This is a genomic window from Pseudomonas sp. NPDC087814, from assembly GCF_044742865.1.
In the GTDB taxonomy this organism is placed as follows: domain Bacteria; phylum Pseudomonadota; class Gammaproteobacteria; order Pseudomonadales; family Pseudomonadaceae; genus Aquipseudomonas.
In genome coordinates this window covers 51,024-70,561 of record NZ_JBIUVK010000012.1, presented here as the reverse complement: position 1 = coordinate 70,561, position 19,538 = coordinate 51,024, and the positions used below count along the sequence as shown (strand labels likewise).

Annotated in this window: 17 protein-coding genes; 9 read left to right on the top strand and 8 right to left on the bottom strand. The window is 63.0% G+C overall.

All coding sequences use genetic code 11. From position 1 onward, the window contains the following. Positions 1–76 precede the first annotated feature (76 nt). The gene (locus ACIOMR_RS12285) at positions 77–1,261 is read right to left on the bottom strand and encodes an MFS transporter (RefSeq protein ID WP_177080259.1); all 1,185 of its coding nucleotides are present in this window, start codon (positions 1,259–1,261) and stop codon (positions 77–79) included. A gap of 94 nt (positions 1,262–1,355) precedes the next feature. On the opposite strand from ACIOMR_RS12285, the gene ACIOMR_RS12280 reads away from it, so the two are divergent. The 4 genes from ACIOMR_RS12280 (at position 1,356) to ACIOMR_RS12265 (ending at position 6,568) form a co-directional block, all read left to right on the top strand. Beyond that, the gene (locus ACIOMR_RS12280; protein ID WP_023658741.1) at positions 1,356–2,249 is read left to right on the top strand and encodes a LysR family transcriptional regulator; all 894 of its coding nucleotides are present in this window, start codon (positions 1,356–1,358) and stop codon (positions 2,247–2,249) included. A gap of 250 nt (positions 2,250–2,499) precedes the next feature. After that, positions 2,500–2,955 carry a (2Fe-2S)-binding protein gene (locus tag ACIOMR_RS12275; RefSeq protein WP_003215609.1) on the top strand — a complete coding sequence of 152 codons (456 nt, stop codon included), beginning with the start codon at positions 2,500–2,502 and terminating at the stop codon, positions 2,953–2,955. After that, on the top strand, positions 2,955–5,207 hold the full coding sequence (locus ACIOMR_RS12270; protein WP_401194320.1) for a molybdopterin cofactor-binding domain-containing protein: 2,253 nt from the start codon (positions 2,955–2,957) through the stop codon (positions 5,205–5,207). Before ACIOMR_RS12275 ends, ACIOMR_RS12270 begins: the two co-directional genes overlap by 1 nt. 17 nt (positions 5,208–5,224) lie before the next feature. Continuing rightward, positions 5,225–6,568, top strand: coding sequence for a cytochrome c (locus ACIOMR_RS12265; protein ID WP_003215611.1), 1,344 nt, complete (start codon positions 5,225–5,227; stop codon positions 6,566–6,568). 139 nt (positions 6,569–6,707) lie between these two features. Here the strand turns inward: ACIOMR_RS12265 and msrA are convergent, their stop codons facing one another. The 7 genes from msrA to ACIOMR_RS12230 all read right to left on the bottom strand — a co-directional run bounded on the left by msrA (position 6,708) and on the right by ACIOMR_RS12230 (position 13,448). Further along, positions 6,708–7,214 (bottom strand): peptide-methionine (S)-S-oxide reductase MsrA, encoded by a 507-nt coding sequence (msrA, locus tag ACIOMR_RS12260; protein ID WP_003215613.1) that lies wholly within the window; start codon positions 7,212–7,214, stop codon positions 6,708–6,710. Further along, complete coding sequence (locus ACIOMR_RS12255; RefSeq protein ID WP_003215615.1) at positions 7,211–8,698, bottom strand: MFS transporter; 1,488 nt, start codon at positions 8,696–8,698, stop codon at positions 7,211–7,213. The genes msrA and ACIOMR_RS12255 overlap by 4 nt, the downstream gene beginning before the upstream one ends. A 202-nt stretch (positions 8,699–8,900) precedes the next feature. Continuing rightward, entirely contained in the window at positions 8,901–9,371 is a 471-nt protein-coding gene (locus ACIOMR_RS12250; RefSeq protein ID WP_003215617.1) for an Lrp/AsnC family transcriptional regulator, read from the bottom strand. Between the two features lie 27 nt (positions 9,372–9,398). Then, positions 9,399–10,706 (bottom strand): FAD-binding oxidoreductase, encoded by a 1,308-nt coding sequence (locus ACIOMR_RS12245; protein ID WP_008434708.1) that lies wholly within the window; start codon positions 10,704–10,706, stop codon positions 9,399–9,401. Positions 10,707–10,788: 82 nt separating this feature from the next. After that, the gene (locus ACIOMR_RS12240) at positions 10,789–11,628 is read right to left on the bottom strand and encodes a transporter substrate-binding domain-containing protein (RefSeq protein ID WP_003215621.1); all 840 of its coding nucleotides are present in this window, start codon (positions 11,626–11,628) and stop codon (positions 10,789–10,791) included. Between the two features lie 74 nt (positions 11,629–11,702). Then, complete coding sequence (locus ACIOMR_RS12235) at positions 11,703–12,467, bottom strand: amino acid ABC transporter ATP-binding protein (RefSeq protein ID WP_023658742.1); 765 nt, start codon at positions 12,465–12,467, stop codon at positions 11,703–11,705. A gap of 15 nt (positions 12,468–12,482) precedes the next feature. Beyond that, positions 12,483–13,448 (bottom strand): amino acid ABC transporter permease, encoded by a 966-nt coding sequence (locus ACIOMR_RS12230; RefSeq protein ID WP_008434702.1) that lies wholly within the window; start codon positions 13,446–13,448, stop codon positions 12,483–12,485. Positions 13,449–13,663: 215 nt separating this feature from the next. Between ACIOMR_RS12230 and ACIOMR_RS12225 the strand changes: the two genes are divergently transcribed. The 5 genes from ACIOMR_RS12225 (at position 13,664) to ACIOMR_RS12205 (ending at position 19,497) form a co-directional block, all read left to right on the top strand. Beyond that, positions 13,664–14,071: a VOC family protein gene (locus ACIOMR_RS12225; protein ID WP_177022123.1), complete on the top strand. Its 408-nt coding sequence runs from the start codon at positions 13,664–13,666 to the stop codon at positions 14,069–14,071. 684 nt (positions 14,072–14,755) lie between these two features. Further along, on the top strand, positions 14,756–16,813 hold the full coding sequence (locus tag ACIOMR_RS12220) for a methyl-accepting chemotaxis protein (RefSeq protein ID WP_177022107.1): 2,058 nt from the start codon (positions 14,756–14,758) through the stop codon (positions 16,811–16,813). Positions 16,814–16,883: 70 nt separating this feature from the next. Beyond that, entirely contained in the window at positions 16,884–17,789 is a 906-nt protein-coding gene (gene gcvA / locus ACIOMR_RS12215) for a transcriptional regulator GcvA (protein ID WP_214498929.1), read from the top strand. Between the two features lie 75 nt (positions 17,790–17,864). Further along, a complete protein-coding gene (locus ACIOMR_RS12210) occupies positions 17,865–18,692 on the top strand; it encodes a DMT family transporter (protein ID WP_008434678.1) in 828 nt (275 codons plus the stop codon). Between the two features lie 43 nt (positions 18,693–18,735). Beyond that, entirely contained in the window at positions 18,736–19,497 is a 762-nt protein-coding gene (locus ACIOMR_RS12205; RefSeq protein ID WP_102368785.1) for an SDR family oxidoreductase, read from the top strand. Positions 19,498–19,538: the final 41 nt, after the last annotated feature.

Below are 19,538 nucleotides of genomic sequence, written 5' to 3'. Positions count from 1 at the left end.
GCAGACGCAAAAAAGCCCCGGGATTCGGGGCTTTTCAGAGGGGAGGGTGTAGGGGGGCGTTTAAGCGCGGCTGTCTTTATGCCTGCGCCGGTTCCTGGCAGATACGTGAACCTGCGCGCCGCGAGCGCCAGCCAAGGCCCAGCACCATCAGCAAACCCAGGGCCGCCATGATCGCGCCAGCCAGCGAAATGGCCGGGTAGCCCAGCCCTGCGTTGATCACTGCTCCCCCCAGCGCCGCGCCAATGGCGTTACCGAAGTTGAACGCACCGATGTTCATCGCCGAGGCCAGGTTGGGCGCATCCTTGGCGGCTTCCATCACGCGCATCTGCAGGGGAGGTACCAGCGCAAAGCTGGCGGCGCCCCACAGCAGGATCGACAAGGCGGCGGGCAGCGGCCATTGCATGAGCACAGAGAAGGCCAGCAGCACGGCAATCAGGACCACGAGCGACGTTATCAGGGTGCGGTCCACCGAACGATCCGCAGACCTGCCGCCCCAGACGTTGCCGAGGGTCAGGCCGATCCCGAACAGCACGAGCATTGCGGTGACGAAGTTGGTCGAGGCGTGGGTGACATCCCGCAGAATCGGCGCGATATAGGTAAACACCGTGAACATGGCGCTGGACCCCACCACGGTCAACGCCAGCGCTGCCAGTACCGGCCCGCGACCCAGTACGCGGATTTCGGCCATCAGGCTTCCCCCTTTTGGAGCGGGCGTATTCGGTAGTGCCCACCACAGGGCCACCATCACGAACGCCCCGAGCCCGCTGATGCCCCAGAACGCCGTACGCCAGCCGAAGTTCTCGCCGAACCAGGTTGCCAGGGGCACGCCACCGATGGTCGCCAGGGTTAGCCCGAGGAACATCGCGGCGACGGCCCCCGCGCGTTTGTCGGGCGCCACCACACTCGCTGCCACGATGGAGCCGATGCCGAAGAATGCCCCGTGATTCAGCGATGTCACCAACCGGGCGACCATCAGGGTCTGGTAGTCGGTGGCCAGGGCGGACAGCAGATTACCCAGGGTGAAAATGGCCATCAGGCCCACCAGCAGATACCGGCGCGCCACCCTGGCTGTCGCGAGGGTCATGATCGGGGCGCCGATCAGCACGCCCATGGCATAGGCGCTGACCAGCAGCCCGGCGGCGGGAATGGAAACACCGAGGTCGGCGGCGATCCCGGGCAACATGCCCATGGGGGCAAACTCGGTGACCCCGATGCCGAAGGCGCCGATGGACAGCGCTACAAGGGGTGGGTTGATACGCATAGGTGACTCCTCATCTTTGTATCAAATGCTACAATCACGACTTTTCAGGCGGTAGCCCTCGGCGGGGCACTACAGCTTTGCGTGGAGATCACAAGTGGACATAGGCGGTCGGTCGGGGGAGATGGCGGTGTTCGCCATGGTCGCGGAGCAGGGCAGCCTCTCGGGGGCGGCTCGGGTGCTGGGCCTCACGCCGTCATCCATCAGCCGCATCATCACCCGCATCGAGGGGCGCATAGGCACCCGCCTGCTGCTGCGCACCACCCGGGCGATCACGCTCACGGCCGAAGGCGAAGCGTATTTGCGCGGCGCCCGGCGGATCCTGGCGGACATGGCCGAAGTCGAGGATGCGATCACCGACCAGGGCGCGCCACGGGGGCGGCTGAGGGTCAGCGCGGCGCTCGCACACGGGCGGCTGTCGATCGTGCCGCTGGTTGCCGCGTTCAGCGCGCGCTACCCGGCCATCGTGGTTGAGTTGCGGCTGGAGGATGAGGTGGTGGATATCCTGGGCGGGCAAGCGGACGTTGCAATCCGCTTCGGTCAATTGGCCGACAGCCCCTTGACCGCTCGCCTTATCGGCTCCATCGGCGAGGTCATAGTCGCTTCCCCGGACTACCTGGCGCGTCATGGCACACCGCAGGTGCCGCAGGATTTGCTCAACCACAACTGCCTGCGTTTCAACTTCCGCCGGGCAGCGCCCGACTGGCCGTTTCGCGTGGACGGGCGCGATTTTTCGCTGCAGGTGTCGGGTACGATCGAGGGTAACAGCGGGGAGGTATTGTCCCAGTTGGCCAAGCTGGGTGCCGGCATCGCGCGCATTGGCGCATTCAGCGTGGCAGATGACCTGGCCAGCGGTGATCTGGTGCCGTTGCTTGAAGCGTACAACCCCGGAGACCAGGAGCCGATTCACGCGGTGTTCGTCGGCGGCGCGGCGATGCCTGCGCGGGTCAGGGCATTTGTCGACTTTCTGGTGGAACACCACCCGGCGTGACCGCCACTGACACCACAGGCCGCTCCTCCTGACGCAATCCTCTTGAATACTTGCCTAATCCTGCGATCTTGCCCACCCCTGCATAGCGCCTTGATGAACCAGGGTCTAAAGTCATTCCCATCGCCCGCTAGACTAGTCAAACCACGCGCGCGCGAACCAGACGGGCCATCGATGCCCATCGGCGAGGCCCCGTCTTGCCGTCTAAAAATACTAAAAAATGCAACACCAACCGATGATCAGCGGGTGAGCCATGGAATTACGAATTAACCAGCAGACCCACCAAGTCGACGCCGAACCCGACACGCCCCTGCTCTGGGTCATCCGCGACAACCTGGGCATGACCGGCACCAAATACGGCTGCGGCCTGGCGCAATGCGGTGCGTGTTCGGTACTTGTGGACGGCAATGTCGTGCGTTCCTGCGTCACGCCCGTTTCCGGCGTGGTCGGCCGCGAAATCACCACCATCGAAGCCATCGAGTCCGATGACGTCGGCAAGCGGGTCGTCGCCACCTGGGTCGAATACCAGGTCGCCCAATGCGGCTACTGCCAATCCGGCCAGGTAATGGCGGCCACCGCGCTGCTCAAGCACACGCCCAAGCCCAGTGATGCGCAGATCGAGGCCGCCATGGTCAACCTCTGTCGCTGTGGCACCTATAACGCCATTCATGCCGCCGTGCATGACCTTGCGCAGAAGGGAGAGGCCTGATGAACATTCGCATTGATCCCACTGCGCTGCCCTTGGTCGCGGCGCTGACTGACCCGGTGAACCTGTCCCGCCGTCGCTTCCTGGCCAGTACGGCCGTGGGCGCGCTGGTGATCGGTTTTGGCCTGCCGCTGGGGTCTGGCCGAGTGCAGGCGGCCACCGCCGCGGCCACCGCCGAACGCGGTACACAGGTGCCGGCCTTCCTGGAGATTCGCCCGGACAACACGATTCGTTTGCTCAGCCCGTTTATCGAAGGCGGCCAGGGCACGTTCACCGCGATGGCGCAGATTGTCGGCGAGGAGTTGGACGCCGACCCGGCCACGTTCCTGGTTGAGTGTGCCCCGCCCGGTGAAGCCTTTGTGGTGATGGAGAACGGCATGCGCATCACCGGCGGCAGTATGTCGGTGCGGATGAGTTACCCCACGATGCGCCGGCTGGGTGCGCTGGCCCGGGCCATGTTGCTGGAGGCCGGGGCGCAGGCGCTGAAGGTTCCGGTGAGCGAGCTGTCGACCGAGCCGGGCAAGGTGGTACACGCGGCGTCCGGGCGTTCCCTTGCGTATGGCGAGTTGGCCGGGCGGGCAATGGACCTGCCGGTACCGGATGTGTCCAGTGTGAAGCTGCGCGACCCAAGCCAGTTCCGTTGGATCGGCAAGCCGGTGAAGCGTCTCGATGCGTATGACAAGTCCACCGGCAAGGCGCTGTACAGCATTGATATGAAGGTCGACGGCATGCTCCATGCCGCCGTGCAGCATGCGCCCCGACTCGGCATGACCGTGGGCAGCCTGCGCAACGAAGACCAGGTCAAGGCCATGCCGGGCGTGCATTCGGTGCATCGCCTGCCCGGTGCGGTGGCGGTGGTGGCCGAGCGTTGGTGGCATGCCAAGCGTGCGGTGGAGTCGATTCAGGTCGACTGGCTGGAGCCGACGGCTGATTCCAAGGTGCGCGGGATGCCGAAGGACTTTTCCAGCGACGAGCATTTCAAGCGCTTGGCCGCAGAAACCGGCCCGGCCCGTGATGATGAGAACGAGGGCGACGTGGCCGGCACGCTGGCCAATGCCAAGACCAGGGTCGAGGCCACTTACCACAACCAGTACCTGCACCATGCCCAGTTGGAGCCGCCTTCGGCGCTGGCGCGCTTCAACCCTGACGGTTCGCTGGAGATCTGGCTGCCGAATCAGGCGCAGGACATGTTCCTGGCCGATATCGCCAAGCGCACCGGCCTGGCCCCGGAGCGGATTACCCTGCATTCGCCGTTGTTGGGTGGTTTTTTCGGGCGGCACTTCCTGTATGACTCGGCCAGTCCTTACCCGCAGGCCATCGAGTTGGCCAAGGCGGTGGGGCGCCCGGTGAAGTTGATCTGGAGCCGCGAAGAAGAATTCCTGCGGGATGTGCTGCGCCCGGTCGCAGCGGTGAATTTCCGTGGGGCGCTGGACAGCGACGGCTGGCCGGTGGCGATTGAAGCGGTGAGTGCCACGGAGGGGCCAACCGAGGCCCTGGCGGGCAAGCAGGGCGAGAAGCTCGACCCGACGGCCCTTGAGGGACTGTCCGGCAAGTCCTATGCGATTCCCAACAAGCGTATCGCACAGATCTATGTGAAGGGCCCGGTGATGCTGGGCTACTGGCGTTCGGTGGGCAATTCGCTGAATGACTTTTTCTACGAATCTTTCCTGGATGAACTGGCCGACAAGGGGGGCAAGGACCCGTTCGAGTTGCGCCTGCATCTGTTGCGGGATAACCAGCGGCTGACCACCCTGCTGAAGGCGGTGGGCGAGTTGTCGGGTGGCTGGAAACGTGGGCCGTTTGTTGCCGAGGACGGCAGCAAGCGCGCACGCGGGGTGGCGATGGCGTCACCGTTCGGCACCCAGACGGCGGTGATTGCCGAGGTGTCGATCGAGAACGGCCAGGTCAAGGTGCACGACATCTGGCAGGCAGTCGACCCGGGCAGCATCGTCAACCCGGCGATTGTCGAGGCGCAGGTGAATGGGGCGGTGTCGCTGGGCTTGTCCCAGGTGCTGTTGGAGGAAGCGGTGTATGTGGACGGCTTGCCTCGGGCGCGTAACTACGATTTGTACCCGGTGCTGCCGCCTTCGCGGATGGCCCGGGTGCACGTGCGCGTGATCGAGAGCGGGGAAAAAATGGGCGGTATTGGCGAACCGCCGCTGCCCGCCGTGGCGCCTGCCGTGGCCAACGCCGTCGCGGCGTTGACCGGGCAGCGTGTTCGCAGCATGCCGTTAAGCCGCCACTCCTTCAACTGACCGGGGCCTGAGCACTTATGAACAACCGTCGATTCGCAAGAACCGTTGGCTGGCTGGCGCTGCCGTGCCTGGTCGCCGCAGGCCTGCTGGCCTGGTATGTCACCCGCGAGCCTGTCTCGCCGCTGGGGGCCGAGCCCGTCGCCACGGACCCGGCGCTGGTCGCCCGAGGCGAGTATGTCGCCCGGCTCAGCGACTGTGTGGCGTGCCACAGCGTGCCCAACGGCAAGCCCTTTGCCGGTGGCCTGGAAATGGCCACGCCGCTGGGGGCGATCCACGCCACCAACGTCACGCCAGACCCGGAAACCGGCATTGGCAGCTACAGCCTCGCCGACTTCGACCGCGCGGTGCGCCAGGGTGTCGCGCCGGGTGGGCGCCGCCTGTATCCGGCGATGCCGTACCCGTCCTATGCCAAGCTCAGCGACGATGATGTGCGCGCCCTGTACGCGTTCTTCATGAAGGGCGTGGCGCCGGTGCAGCAGGCCAATATCAAGAGTTCGATCCCGTGGCCATTGAATATGCGGTGGCCGATCGCGCTGTGGAATGGCGTGTTTACCGACAGCAAGCCGTATGTCGCGAAGGCCGGGAAGGATGAACTGTGGAACCGGGGGGCCTACATCGTGCAGGGCCCGGGGCATTGCGGCAGTTGCCACACGCCACGGGGCCTGGCCTTCAACGAAAAGGCTCTGGATGAAAGTGGCAAGCCGTACCTGGCCGGTGGCTTGCTCGACGGCTGGTACGCACCGAGCCTGCGGGACGATCCCAACACCGGCCTGGGGCGCTGGAGCGAGCCGGAAGTGGTGCAGTTCCTCAAGACCGGTCGCAACAAACATGCGGTGGTTTATGGCTCGATGACCGAGGCGTTCAACAACTCCACGCAGTTCATGAGCGACGATGACCTGGCGGCGATTGCACGCTATCTGCGGTCGTTGCCGGGCGACGAGCAGCGCGATGGTGCGGCCTGGCAGTATCAGGCGGTGTCGGCTGCGCAACGCCTGGATGCGCCGGGTGCGCATACCTATGTGACCCGCTGCGCCTCGTGCCACGGGCTGGAAGGCAAAGGGCAACCGGACTGGATGCCGCCGCTGGCGGGCGCCACCTCCGCACTGGCCAAGGAGGACGCCTCGGCGATCAACATCACCCTCAATGGCTCGCAGCGCGTAGTGGCGGCCAATGTGGCGGACGCTTATCGCATGCCGGCGTTCCGTGAGCAGTTGTCGGACCAGGAGATTGCTGAAGTGCTGACGTTTGTGCGCGGCACCTGGGGCAATCAGGGTGGGGCGGTGGATGCCAAGGCGGTGGGCAAGTTGCGTGAGCACACGGGCCCGGCGAGCAGCAGCCCGATCATTCTGCAAATGCGCTGAGGGAAATGCGCCTTGTGAGGGAGGCGCTTTGTGTAGGAACTGCTTTATGTGGGAGCGGGCTTGCTCGCGAAAGCGGTGGGTCAGTGAAGAACTTGCTGACTGACACACCGCCTTCGCGAGCAAGCCCGCTCCCACATTTTCAACCGCGTTTCGGCAGTTTCCAGTTGGGTCGGATGAAGTGGCAGGTGTAGCCATTCGGAATCCGCTCCAGGTAATCCTGATGCTCCGGCTCCGCCTCCCAGAACGGCCCCGCCGGTTCGATCTCGGTGACGACACGGCCCGGCCACAGTTTTGAGGCGTCGACGTCGGCGGCGGTGTCTTCAGCGATGTCGCGTTGCTGTTCGCTCAGGTAATAAATCGCCGAACGGTAGCTGGGGCCCAGGTCGTTGCCCTGGCGGTTGGGCGTGCTGGGGTCGTGGATCTGGAAAAAGAACTCGAGGATCTGCCGGTAAGTGATCACCGTCGGGTCGAAGACGATCTCGATGGCTTCGGCATGGTTGCCGTGGTTGCGATACGTGGCATTCGGCACATCGCCGCCGGTGTAGCCGACCCGCGTGTGCAGCACGCCGGGGTAGCGGCGCAGCAGGTCTTGCATGCCCCAGAAGCAGCCGCCGGCGAGCAGGGCGGTTTCGGTCGGGTTGGTCATGGTCTGTGCTTCCCCTTGTTGGATACCTCGCTAGTTATGGGGGCTGGTTGGACGATTCCAAGGTCGAGGGGCGCGCCTTCGATCGGCTTTGTCCGCGTTGCCCGCAGCGCCATCAACAGCGCCAACACGGGTGCCAGGGTAAACAGCGCGAACAGCCAGCGCGCGGCATGGGCGATGCCGCCATTGCCCGCCACTTCATTGATGCCCGCCATGTTCGAGATCACCCCCGCCAGCGCCGCGCCCATGGCCATGGCGAACAGTTGCAGGGTGGTGATCGACGAAGCGGCCGTGTCCTTGTCCTGTTCCGAAGCCACTTGCAGGATGCGCGTCAGCAGGTGCGGCCAACCCAGGCCGATGCCGAACCCCACCAGGAACAGCCCCAGGCAGATAGGGGCCAGCAATGTCCATTCGCCCTGGCTGGCGATGGGCGTAGTGATCGCCAGCATCATCAAGCCCGCCACGATAAACAGCGGCCCCGCGATGATGGCGCGATGTGGACCGCGGCCGGTCCAGCCGGAGCTGATGATTTCCGAGACCGTCCAGCCGGCCGCCATCAGCGCGGCCATGTAACCGGCGATCAGCGGCGACTGGCCATGCAAGTGCTGCAGAAAGTACGGCATGAAGATCTCGCTGCTCATGCCGATCACCAACAGGCAGGTGGTCGCATAAAGCGCGCAGAGCGGGGTGCTGAACTTCAATGCATCCCGGGGCAAAAGACGCACGGTGGCGCTGGACTCCTTGCGGATCAACAGCACCACCAGCACGACGCAGGTGGCGATACCCAACAGGTTCCAGCTCGGCAGCGCCGAGACGCTGCCGGCACACACCGCCAGCACCGCGCCCGCCAGCAGCACCAGTTGCGGCACCGGCAAACGGGCGGTGGCGGTCGCCGTGGTGTCGCGCGGGGGCAGGGCGCGGCTGGTGAGTACCATGTACGCCAGGCTCACCGGCACCATCGAGCCGAAGGCCAGGCGCCACGCGTCCATCTCGGCAAACACACCACCCACCGCCGGCCCGACGAGCGTCGCCACGCCCCACATCCCCGACACCAGTGCCATTGCGCGCGGCCACAGGCGCTCTTCGAACACCAGTTGGATCATCGAGTAACACAGGGCCAGCAAGACCCCGCCGCCCAGCCCCTGGATGGAGCGCCCCGCGAGCATCACCGGCATGTTCGGCGCCAGGGCACAGATCAGCACGCCTACCATGAACACCAGTGTGGCCAGCGCATACGCCAGCCGTGGACCGGTGCGTTGCAACAGCTTGGAGGTGAGGGCGGAACCGAGGATCGAGGCCACCACGTACAGTGTGGTGCTCCACGCATAAAGCGCCAGGCCGCCGATTTCGGCAACCACCGACGGCAGGATGGTGGTGGCGATGTAGGTGTTGGTGGCATACAGCGCGATGCCGCCTGAAAGGGCAATGGAGCGGGTGGCGTTCTTGCCGCTAAGCAACTCGCCCCAACTGCTGTCTTGGGTTTGCATCAACGATTCCTTGTAATGCGTTCGCGGTATGGAAGCCGGCGAAGGGCATAAGCGTCAGGCTTGAGGTAATTAACCAAGCAATTGCTTTTAATATTGCGTTGAGGCGAATTATTTTGCAAGGAATGACTTGTCAGGTGGCTGAGTTCCTATGGCAGCCGAGGGGGGAGCGTGAGACGCGCGGTTTCCCACGGCCGGCAGCACTTCACACCATCAGTTTCCGGCTGAACTTGGTTTCCATCACGATATGCGAAGCGGTGTGCGCCACCCCTTTGATCATGTTGATCCTGATGAGCTCGGCATTGAGTTCGCTCAGGGTGGCGGTGGCCAGGTGAATGATGAAATCGGACTCTCCCGAGACCGCGTAAACGGCCTGCACCGCTTCCATCCTGCGCAGCGAGGTCATCACATCGGTGTAGCTCTTGTTGGTGCAGGAGGTCATGGTAAAGCAGGTCACCGTCTGCTGAAGCCGGTCCTGGTCGATGCGCACGCTGTAGCCGGTGATGACGCCGGCCTTTTCCAGGCGGGTAATCCGCTCCTGCACCGCAGAGCGCGAGACCCCGAGCTTGCGGGCCAATGACGCGGTGGGTTCGCGTGCGTTGGCTTGCAGCAGGCCAAGCAATTGCCTGTCCTTGTCGGTGAGGTTAAACAGTGGACCGGGATTCTGCGTATCCATGGACACGTCCTTGACCCTCGCTGGGGTTCAGTTTTTATGAGTCGCCCTGTGTTGTGAGCGCTTTTCCTGAAACATATCCATCATTTTCAGGCCGGCGTAAACCGTTTGTGCGGCCGCCGGGCCCAGGGGGCCGCCATTCCATTCCAGGCCGTAGGCATCGAACAGGCGGTAGCGATCGGTTTCGCCGCAGATCGCCTCGGCGATGACGCGTGCGCCGATCGGCGCGGTGTTCATACCATGGCCACCAAATGATGTACACGCCCACAATCCCTGCCCCAGCGGGCCAATGTGCGGCATCTTGTGCCGCGCATAACCCATCAACCCGGACCAGGCCTTGTCGATCCTGATGCCGCGCAGTTGCGGATAAACGTCGAGGATATCCTGCGTCAGCAATTGCCCCAGGCGTTTCTCATCCTGCAGGTTGCGCGTGGTAATGCGGCCGCCCCAGAGCAGGCGGTCGCCCTCGACGATGCGGTAATAGTCCGAGGCCCGACGGTTATCGCCCACGGCATCGGAGGTACAGACCGCCTCGGCCAGGCGATCGCCCAGGTGCTCGGTCAGCACTGCATAGGTCGCGATCGGCAGGAAGGCGCGGCGTAATTTGCCGAACTCAGGCCCCCCATAGCCGCCGCAGCAGTACACCACGTGGGCACAATCGACAGTGCCCTGATCGGTGATGACCCGGTGTCGCCCGTTGCGGCTTTCGACGGCGGTCATGGGCGAGCGTTCATGGATTTTGCCACCACTTTGCTCGATCAGTCGGGCCAGGCCGAGGCAATAGTTCAAGGGGTGGAAGTGAAAGCCATGGTTGTCGCGCAGCGCCTGGAAATACCGCTCGGTCTTGAGCTTTTCGCGCACCGCCTGGCGATCCAGGTAGTCGAGGTGAAAGTCGAAATCCGCGGCCATTTTGTCCCGCACACGCTGCAGGTTGTCGCCATCCTCGTAGCGCACCACACTCAGTTTTCCCGGGGTTGGCGTGCAGCCGGGCAACTGATGATGGGCGATCATGCCCCGAACAATCTCGACGCCTTCAAGCGACAGTTTGAACAGCGCGGCGGCCGTCGGTTTGCCGCAGCGTCGCTCGATGGCGGCCAACCCTTCGGACCAGCCCTGGAGCACGAAGCCACCGTTGCGCCCCGACGCTCCCCAGGCCACGCGACCGGCATCCAGCAGCACCACCGACTGCCCGCGGGAGACCAGCTCCCACGCCGTGCTCAGCCCCGCCAGCCCGGCGCCAATCACGCACACATCGGCCCGGGCGTTGCCACACAGCGCCTGGCGTTCAGTCGTGTCGCGCATCGTGGCGGTGTAGTAATTGTTGTTATAGGTGTACATGAAGTCGGCCGTCCTTTTTCGCGGCGCAGGCATACAGCGCGCCGCGTCGAGGACGGGGCGCCTGTACGGCCTGTGGGGGTTTTTACTGCACCTGGGTGAGGTCGGCGCCGTACCATTTCTCTGACAATTGCTTGAGCGTGCCGTCGGCTTTCATGTCGGCGACGATCTTGGTCAGCGCGCTGTTGAACGCCTCGTCGCCCTTGTCCACGGCGATGGCCAGGGGTTCGTAGTAGGCGGGTTTGCCTTCCACCCTGACGATGGGGTAGCCATTCTTGACGGCGGCGACGATGGTGGGCAGGGCGGACAGGGTTGCGTTCAGGCGCACCCCGTCTCCCATGCGCAGGTCATCCAGCGGGCCCATGCTGTCGCCGTACGTGCGAACTTCGCCGGGGGTGACTTCGTAAGTGAACGGCGGCACATCGGCGGCGTCGATCTTCAGGCGGCGGTTGATATAGTCCTCCGAAGTCGTACCGGCTTCGACGCCGATGATCTTGCCGTTCAGGTCCGCCACTTTGGTCTCGGCCGCGTCCTTGTGCACCGCGAATACATACGGCGTGTAGTAGTAGATCGCGGGGAAGTCGAGCACCCGGGTGCGCTCGGTAGTCGGGGTCATGGAGCCGACCGACAGGTCCCAGCGGCTCGACCAGCGCCCGGCGGTGATGATCCCGTATTCGGGCGTCACGAAGTCGACTTTGCTGCCCAGGCGTTTGCCGATTTCGCTGGCGACGTCGATATCGAAGCCTTGCAGCTTATTGTCCGGGCCCAGGAACGATTGCGGTGGCCAGTTGGCCGAGGTGGCCACCTTGATCACCTTGGTTTCATGGATGCGGTCGAGGGTCGAGCCCGCCCAGGCCGCGCCTGTGAGGCTGGTGAGGGCGGTGGCGACAGCGGCTGCGGTGAAGAAGCGAGTGAACGAGATCATGGGTAAGCCTCCAGTATCTTGAGTGCGGTGCCTGTTGTTTTTATCGGTGACTTCGCAAGGTTCGACGGTGCTGCTCAGTGGCTGAGAATCTGCGACAGGAATTCCCGGGCACGCTCGTGCTGCGGGTTGTCAAAAAACTCGGTGGGTTTGGCTTGCTCGATGATGCAGCCCTGATCCATGAAGATGATCCGGTCGGCCACCCGCCGGGCGAATCCCATCTCGTGGGTGACGCAGACCATGGTGATGCCGTCCTGGGCCAGTTCGCCCATCACGTCCAGCACCTCCTTGACCATCTCGGGGTCAAGGGCCGACGTGGGCTCGTCGAACAGCATGATGCGCGGGCGCATGCACAAGGCCCGGGCAATGGCGACGCGCTGCTGCTGGCCGCCCGAGAGCTGGCTGGGGTATTTGTCGGCCTGGTTCCCGATGCGCACTCGGTCCAGGTATTCATAGGCCAGCTCGCGGGCCTGGGGCTCGCTGAGCTTGCTCACCAGGCGCGGTCCCACCATGAGGTTCTCCAGCACCGTCATGTGCGGGAACAGGTTGAACTGCTGGAACACCATGCCGACCTGGCGCCGTATGCCCGCCACGCAGGCGGCATCACGGGTCAACTCGGTGCCCTCGATGAACACGTGGCCTTTCTGGAAGTCTTCCAGCAGGTTCAGGCAGCGAATCAACGTGGACTTGCCGGAGCCCGACGGCCCGCAGACCACCACGATTTCACCGCTGGCAATGTGCAGGTCGATGCCCTTGAGCACATAAAAATCGCCATACCATTTGTGCATGTCCTGGATCGATATCGCAGGGTATGGAGCCGGGACTATTGAGGGCTGATTCATCGTCATGCTCCTGATTCAGCGATGGGCGCGGTTGAAGTGCTTTTCCAGGCGGGCCTGGACGGTTTCCAGCACGATCGACAGCAGCCAATACAGCACGGCGGCGGTGATCAGCATTTCCAGGTGCCGGAACTCGGCGCGTCCCTGGGTTCGTGCCAGGAACATCAGCTCCCAGACGCCGATCACCGACACCAGCGAACTGTCCTTGAGCATCGAGATGAACTGGTTGCCCGTTGGCGGAATGATCAAGCGCATGGACTGCGGGAGAATCACCCGGGTCATCGTCTGGAACGGGTTCAGGCCAATCGCCCGCGAGGCTTCCCACTGGCCCCGCGAGATGCTGCTGATACCGGCGCGGAAGATCTCCGTCATGTAGGCGCCATAACACAGCGAGAGCGCCAGGATCCCGGCTGGAACCGCTCCGACGACATAGCCCAGTTGAGGGATGCCCAGGTAAATCAGATAGATCTGGATCAGCAGCGGAACACCGCGGAAAAACGAGGTATAGAAGCTCGCAATCGCAATCGCGAAGCCGTTGGAAGACAAGCGCGCGGTGGCGCCCAGCAGCGCCAGGACGAACGCAATCGCAATCGAAATCGCCGACACGTAGACGGTGGTGAACACCCCCTGGGTGATCATGAAGCCGATTTTGGTCGCGATGAAACTGTAGGAAAGGTTGAAGGTGTCGAAGAACAACAGGAACAGCACCAGCAACTCGCACCAGACCGTGATGATCTGCGCGCGTAAGGGAAAGCGGCCAAGGATGAACAGGTTCAGCACCACCGTCAGGGTGAACGTGCCGCCCACTGCAATATCTCGTGCCAGTGGTGCCTTCAGGTCGAGAACGATGGGGCCCATCAAGTGGGAGAGGCGGCCTTCACCGACGCCGCAGGCGAGCGTGATGATGAAAATCACCACGGCCACCGCGCCCATGAATACCGCGCTGTCCGTCATGCGGGTCTTGACGATATGGTCTCTGTACATGGCTTACGCGCCCCGGGGTGAGCCCCTTTATTGTTGTAAGCCCATTATGGGTTGACGAAATGCCGGGCGGCACCCTGCGCAATGTTGGGATTTGCGGTTTTTATGAGCGTATGAGGGGAGGGAAGCCGTACATATGCCGGGCGGAGTCATCAGGCTTTCGCCAGCAATCATTTCGCGCCAGACTCATGGGCATTCATCGCCCCAGGGTAGCCACCATGATTTCCCATGTGTTTTTAGGTACAGGTGATTTTGATCGGGCTTTTGCTTTCTATTCGAAGGTGATGGCTGAGTTGGGCCTCAGGTTGAAATTTTGCGATGCGGATAAACCGTGGGCCGGTTGGGTGGCTGAAACCGCACCTCGCCCGATCTTCGTCATTGGGGCGCCATTTGATGGCAAACCGAGTGCACCTGGGAATGGGCAGATGGTGGGGCTACTTGCACCCAGTCGGGAAGCGGTTAGAAGAAGTTATACAGCGGCGTTGGCGCTCGGCGGGATATGTGAAGGAGAGCCTGGATTAAGGCCTCACTACCACCCCGATTATTACGGCGCGTATTTTCGAGATACTGATGGCAACAAGCTGTGCGTGTGCTGCCATGATCCACAAGCAAATTACCCTCGGTGAGGGTGAGTTGAACGAGCAAAAGCTGAGGCTGGGATTTCGCATAGGCCAGGACGCTACGCAGCAGTTTGTTTCCGATGCCTTTCTGGAACGTACATTCCGAAGAGCGTCGACCCGAAGCACCCTCTCAACACGTTTTGTGAGGACCCGTCGCCAACGTCTGCCATGTGAGTCCGAGCTGCATCAATTTCCCCACAGCAAAAGGTTCACCAGGTTCGGCAAACCCAGAAAGTAAATCCCGCTCTCCGCCGAAATTCCGGGCGCGCCGTCCATTGGCACTCCTGATTCAGCAAGCACTCACCCTGTGGCGAGGGAGCTTGCTCCCGCTGGGCTGCAAAGCAGCCCTGAACCCTGCAATCGATATCGACCTGACGGAACACCAGTGCCTGCTTTGGGGCCGCTTCGCAGCCCAGCGGGAGCAAGCTCCCTCGCCACAGGTTGTCGGCCGCCCTCACGCTTGCGGTATTGGTCAGACGGTTACCGTTCTGCCACCTGCGCTGAGTGCTTTCGCCCCATTTTCGCGCACGGTACAGCGTGTTTTGCACGACGTCCCGCCTATCCAGCGGGCCCGACAACAGCGGTCCGTTTCTTGCTAGAGCCAGCTTAATCAATGACATGGCATTTTGCCGTCAATCATTTCAAAGCTTGATTCGCTGTTGAGGCGAGTGGTTCTAGGAGTAGTCGGACATGCAAAGTGTGTTGTCGCCAGGTATCCGCCTGCTCGGACGTTTTGGATTCGCGCGCAAGTTCCAGATCCTGTTTTTCCTGTTCATGCTGCCCCTGGCGGGCAGCCTGTGGATGATCGCGCAGGAGTACCGCACCAAGCTGACGGTGATTTCCAATGAGCAATCCGGGGTGCGCGAACTGCTGGCGCTGGATGCCCTGGACGCCCAACTGACCGCCCAGCGCAACCTGGCGGCGCGCTGGAAAGCTGCCGACATCCTCCACGACCAGACACCCGCGGCCAAGGCGGCCATGACTGCGGTCGATACCAATTTCCCGCTGATCCTGCAAAGCGTGCAGGCCCTGGGCGAGGCCCTCAAAGCCCAGAACGCCCGCCCGGATACCCTTGCACGTTTTGAGGCATTGCAAGCCTCGGTCACGGGCATGGATTCCCAATCCCTGCGCACCGTGGGCTGGTGGCCGGATGGTTATGACCGCTTCACGTCTGCGCTGAGCGCGATGCAAACCCTGCGCGAACAGATCACCATGGACACCGGGTTGATCCTCGATCCGTGGCTTGAAACCTATTTGCTGATGCAGATTTCCACCCAGCAAACCCCCGACCTGATCGAGCGTATCGGGCGTATGGCGAGCGTCGGGCAGTCATCCATCGCATCGGGGCAGTTCACCCTGCAAAGCCGTTTGCAGATGCGTGATTTGCGCGGTCGCATCGGCGACGCAAGGGACCAGTTGGTCAAGGCCGCCGCATCCCTCAAGGCCAAGCAATACCCGGGGCTGCAAACCTGGATCGCGCAATACGACGACAGCTTGCAACTGCTGGACAACGAGCTGAAGACCCTGGACGAAGGCGTGTTCGGCGGCACCATCAAGCTCGATACCACCGGCTTCGAACGCAGTGTGGATGGCATGCTTGGTACCCTCGGCGCGTTGCGTAAACAGTCGCTGACCTCGCTGGACGCGCGCCTGGGTTACTACCGCGACAGCTCGCTCAAGCAATTCATCCCGGTGGCGGTGACGTTCAGCGTGCTGGCGCTGGCAGCCCTGTACCTGTTCGTGTGCTTGCAGGCATCGATTCGCCGCAGTGCCAGCGGCATCACCACCCTGGCCGAATCCCTGCGCGACGGTAATCTGTGCGTTGAAGTGGCGGTGGAAGGGCGCGATGAACTGGCGGCCATCAGCACGGCGCTCAACGTGGCGGTGGTGCAGTTGCGCACCAGCCTGCTGGGGGTCAATCACGAGACGCAGCAGTTGGGCTCTGCGGTGCTGACACTCAATTCACAATCGGGCAGTACGCTGACCGAAGTGGAAGACCAGCAACAGCAGATCAGCCAGATTGCAGCGGCCGCCACACAGTTGGCCGCGACCTCCATGGGCGTCGCCAAGAGCTGCGAGCAGGCCTCCGGCAGCGCGCAGAAAACCCGGCAGATTGCCGAGGACAGCAGCCGCGACAGCCAGCGCACCACCGCGAGTATCCAGCAACTCAACCAGCGCTTGACCGACACCTCCGATGCATTGGAGCGCGTCAGCCAGCAGGGCCAGCAGATCCAGTCGGTGGTTGACACCATTCGGGGTATCGCCGAGCAGACCAACCTGCTGGCGCTGAACGCTGCCATCGAGGCTGCGCGGGCCGGTGAACAGGGCCGGGGATTTGCGGTGGTAGCCGATGAAGTGCGCAGCCTGTCGCAACGGACCCAGGCCTCCACGGCGCAGATCGCCGGCACGGTCGACAGTTTGCGCGCGACGGTGAGCCAGGCGGTCACCCTGATGGGCGTGGCCTGTGAGCAGGCGGTGACCGATGCCGAGTCCGTCACGGGCCTGGGCCATCGCCTGGGGGAGATCGCCAGCGCGGTGCAGAGCGTCACTGACACCCTGGCGCAGATCGCCACGGCGGTTGAGGAACAGGCAGCGACGGCGGATGAAGTGAGCGGCAATATCCAGCAGGTTGACCAGGCCGCCGGGCGCTTGCTCGACGGCGCGCGGGCGGTGAACCAGGCGGCGGATAGGTTGAGCAAGGGCAGCCGGGCGTTGAGCGACAACACGGCGCGGTTCCAGCTGGGTTGAGGGGCGGCCTACAGAGCAATGGATAGATGTTCTATCATGAGCATCTATTCATAAACGGTGAAGCAATGCCATGAGAGACCTGCCACCCACCTCGACATTGCGCGCCTTTGAGGTTGCCACACGCCACGCAACCTTCACTTCGGCTTCAGAAGAGTTGCATGTCACCCAGAGTGCCGTCAGCCATCAGCTCAAACACCTTGAAGAACTCTGGGGGTTGCAGTTGTTCCAGCGGGGCAAGTCACTCAGCCTGACGCCTGCCGGAGCAGCCCTTGCGCCGATCGTGCGCGAGTTTTTCATGAACCTTGAGGCGACACTCGCGGACCTGCGCGAGCAAAAGGGCAGGGTCCGGCTCAAGGTCAGTACCACCTATTCCTTCGCGCTGAAATGGCTGCTGCCCCGATTGCCGAGCCTGGCCCAACGGCACCCTGAAATATTGGTCACCCTGGACTCCAGCGACAAGATCATCAACTTCTCCAGTGCGGAGGCTGATGTTGCGATCCGCCTGGGCAACGGGAATTACCCGGCGCTGTACTCGGAGTTCCTGTTCCGCGAGCAGATTTTTCCGGTGGCCAGTCCCGATCTGTTGAAGCGCTTTGGCCGGCCACACACACCCGCCGAATTGCTGCGCTATCCCTTGCTGATGCGCGACGGCGCCGACCTGGTGCCGAAGTGGGAAGTCTGGTTCCAGCACGTAGGGCTCGCGATTGCGCCGCTCAAGGAAAGTGTCAGGTTTGCGGATACCAACATGACGATAGAGGCGGCCTTGCTCGGCCAGGGCATTGCATTGGCGCGCAGTGGGCATGTGGAGTCAGAGCTGAGCGATGGCAGCCTGGTGAGGCTGTTCGATGTGCCGTTCCCGTCACCGGTCGCTTATTACTTTGTCTGCCCCAAAGGCATCGAGTCCCAGCCGCATATCGTCAGCTTTCGTGAATGGCTGACGCAGGAAGCCGTAAACGCCGGACTGGCTTACGAATAAAGCATGAGGATTTGCTCATTCTTCAATGAGCAGACTTCGCTTCAGTTAAGGCGCCGGTTTGCTTAGGATGGGTGCATGCCTTATCCCATTATTCTCCTGGTCCTCTTCGCTGCCTTACTGCACGCCAGTTGGAACGCGCTGCTGCGTGGCGGCGCCGACCGACTCTGGTCGATGACGGTGATGTGCCTGGCGGTCGCTATCGCCAGTGGCGGCGTTGCGGTGTTCCTGGACCCTCCGGCGCCAGCCAGCTGGTTTTATGTGGTGCTGTCAGCGGTGCTGCACGTGGGCTACAACCTGTTCCTGGTGCGCAGCTACAAAGTCGGAGACCTGGGGCAGACCTATCCGATTTCACGCGGCTCCTCGCCGGTGCTGATCACCCTGGGTGCCGCCGTGTTTGCCGGGGAGAGTGTCTCGGCCAGCTCGCTTCTGGGCATTGCCCTGGTGTCGGGCGGCATCATTTCCCTGGCGTTCAGGGGGCGCCGGCTCGCCGTTCCCAGCCTGCCATACGCCCTGGGCACCGGCTGTTTCATTGCCGCCTACAGCGTGACAGACGGCATCGGCGCGCGCCTGTCGGGTGCGCCGATGGCCTATACGGTGTGGATGTGCGCCTTGTGGGGCGTGTTGATGCCGGCGGTGTATATCGGCCTGCGGGGCCCGAAAAGTCTGTTCAGCCTGCGGCCCGGGTTTTTCACGGCCTTCGCCGGTGGGCTGGTGTCGCTCCTGGCCTACGGAATCATTATCTATGCCATGGCCGGTGCGCCCATGGGCGCGGTCTCGGCCTTGCGCGAGACCAGCGTGCTGTTTGCGGCACTGATCGGCTATTTCTTCCTGGGCGAGACACTGACGGTCCGCAAGGTGCTGGCGTGCGTGGTGATTGCCACCGGTACCATCCTGATCGGCTGACAGCAGGCAAAGCATTTTCCACCACCACATGAAGGTTCGCGCAATGGATACCGTCCCGCAGGCACCGCTGATTCTGATAACAGGTGGAAGTCGTGGCGTTGGCGCCGCCACCGCGCGGCTGGCCGCCGCACAAGGTTATGACGTGGCGATCAGCTTCGTTTCCGATGAGTCTGCCGCCCTCGCGGTGGTGGCGGATGTAGAAGCGGCAGGGCGCCGGGCGTTGGCCGTACGCGCGGACAGCGCAGACCCGGAGCAGGTCGTCCAGTTATTTGCGGCGATAGATCGGGCGTTCGGGCGCATCGATGTGCTGGTTAACAACGCCGGGATCAACGCGTTGCAGTCCCGGGTCGAAGACTTGCCGTTCGAGCGGATGCAGCGGATTTTCGCGGTCAACGCGATCGGGCCGATGCTGTGTGCCCAGCAAGCGGTGAAGCGCATGTCGTTTCGTCACCAGGGGCGGGGTGGTGCCGTGATCAATATCTCGTCGGCATCCGCCCGGCTGGGCAGCCCCAACGAATATGTCGACTACGCCGCATCAAAGGGGGCTCTCGAGACCTTCACCATCGGGTTTGCCAAGGAAGTGGCCAGGGAGGGAATACGCGTCAACTGCATCCGCCCGGGGCATATCTACACCGACATTCACGCCAGTGGCGGGGAGCCAGGGCGGGTTGATCGCGTGAAGGATTCGATCCCCATGGGCCGCGGCGGCCAGCCTGAAGAAGTGGCTCGGGCGATCCTGTGGCTGGCAGGCGCCGAGGCGTCCTTCATCACCGGTACGTTCCTGGATGTCACCGGCGGGAAATGAGCAGCAGGGCATGGCACCGAGGTTTCCCTCGGTAGGCCACG

Excerpts from the sequence above, each read along its gene's own strand:
- ACIOMR_RS12285 (WP_177080259.1), bottom strand. The coding sequence starts at position 1,261 with ATGCGTATCAACCCACCCCTTGTAGCGCTGTCCATCGGCGCCTTCGGC.
- ACIOMR_RS12275 (WP_003215609.1), top strand. The coding sequence starts at position 2,500 with ATGGAATTACGAATTAACCAGCAGACCCACCAAGTCGACGCCGAACCC.
- ACIOMR_RS12270 (WP_401194320.1), top strand. The coding sequence starts at position 2,955 with ATGAACATTCGCATTGATCCCACTGCGCTGCCCTTGGTCGCGGCGCTG.
- ACIOMR_RS12265 (WP_003215611.1), top strand. The coding sequence starts at position 5,225 with ATGAACAACCGTCGATTCGCAAGAACCGTTGGCTGGCTGGCGCTGCCG.
- msrA (WP_003215613.1), bottom strand. The coding sequence starts at position 7,214 with ATGACCAACCCGACCGAAACCGCCCTGCTCGCCGGCGGCTGCTTCTGG.
- ACIOMR_RS12255 (WP_003215615.1), bottom strand. The coding sequence starts at position 8,698 with ATGCAAACCCAAGACAGCAGTTGGGGCGAGTTGCTTAGCGGCAAGAAC.
- ACIOMR_RS12250 (WP_003215617.1), bottom strand. The coding sequence starts at position 9,371 with ATGGATACGCAGAATCCCGGTCCACTGTTTAACCTCACCGACAAGGAC.
- ACIOMR_RS12245 (WP_008434708.1), bottom strand. The coding sequence starts at position 10,706 with ATGTACACCTATAACAACAATTACTACACCGCCACGATGCGCGACACG.
- ACIOMR_RS12240 (WP_003215621.1), bottom strand. The coding sequence starts at position 11,628 with ATGATCTCGTTCACTCGCTTCTTCACCGCAGCCGCTGTCGCCACCGCC.
- ACIOMR_RS12235 (WP_023658742.1), bottom strand. The coding sequence starts at position 12,467 with ATGAATCAGCCCTCAATAGTCCCGGCTCCATACCCTGCGATATCGATC.
- ACIOMR_RS12230 (WP_008434702.1), bottom strand. The coding sequence starts at position 13,448 with ATGTACAGAGACCATATCGTCAAGACCCGCATGACGGACAGCGCGGTA.
- ACIOMR_RS12225 (WP_177022123.1), top strand. The coding sequence starts at position 13,664 with ATGATTTCCCATGTGTTTTTAGGTACAGGTGATTTTGATCGGGCTTTT.
- ACIOMR_RS12220 (WP_177022107.1), top strand. The coding sequence starts at position 14,756 with ATGCAAAGTGTGTTGTCGCCAGGTATCCGCCTGCTCGGACGTTTTGGA.
- gcvA (WP_214498929.1), top strand. The coding sequence starts at position 16,884 with ATGAGAGACCTGCCACCCACCTCGACATTGCGCGCCTTTGAGGTTGCC.
- ACIOMR_RS12210 (WP_008434678.1), top strand. The coding sequence starts at position 17,865 with ATGCCTTATCCCATTATTCTCCTGGTCCTCTTCGCTGCCTTACTGCAC.
- ACIOMR_RS12205 (WP_102368785.1), top strand. The coding sequence starts at position 18,736 with ATGGATACCGTCCCGCAGGCACCGCTGATTCTGATAACAGGTGGAAGT.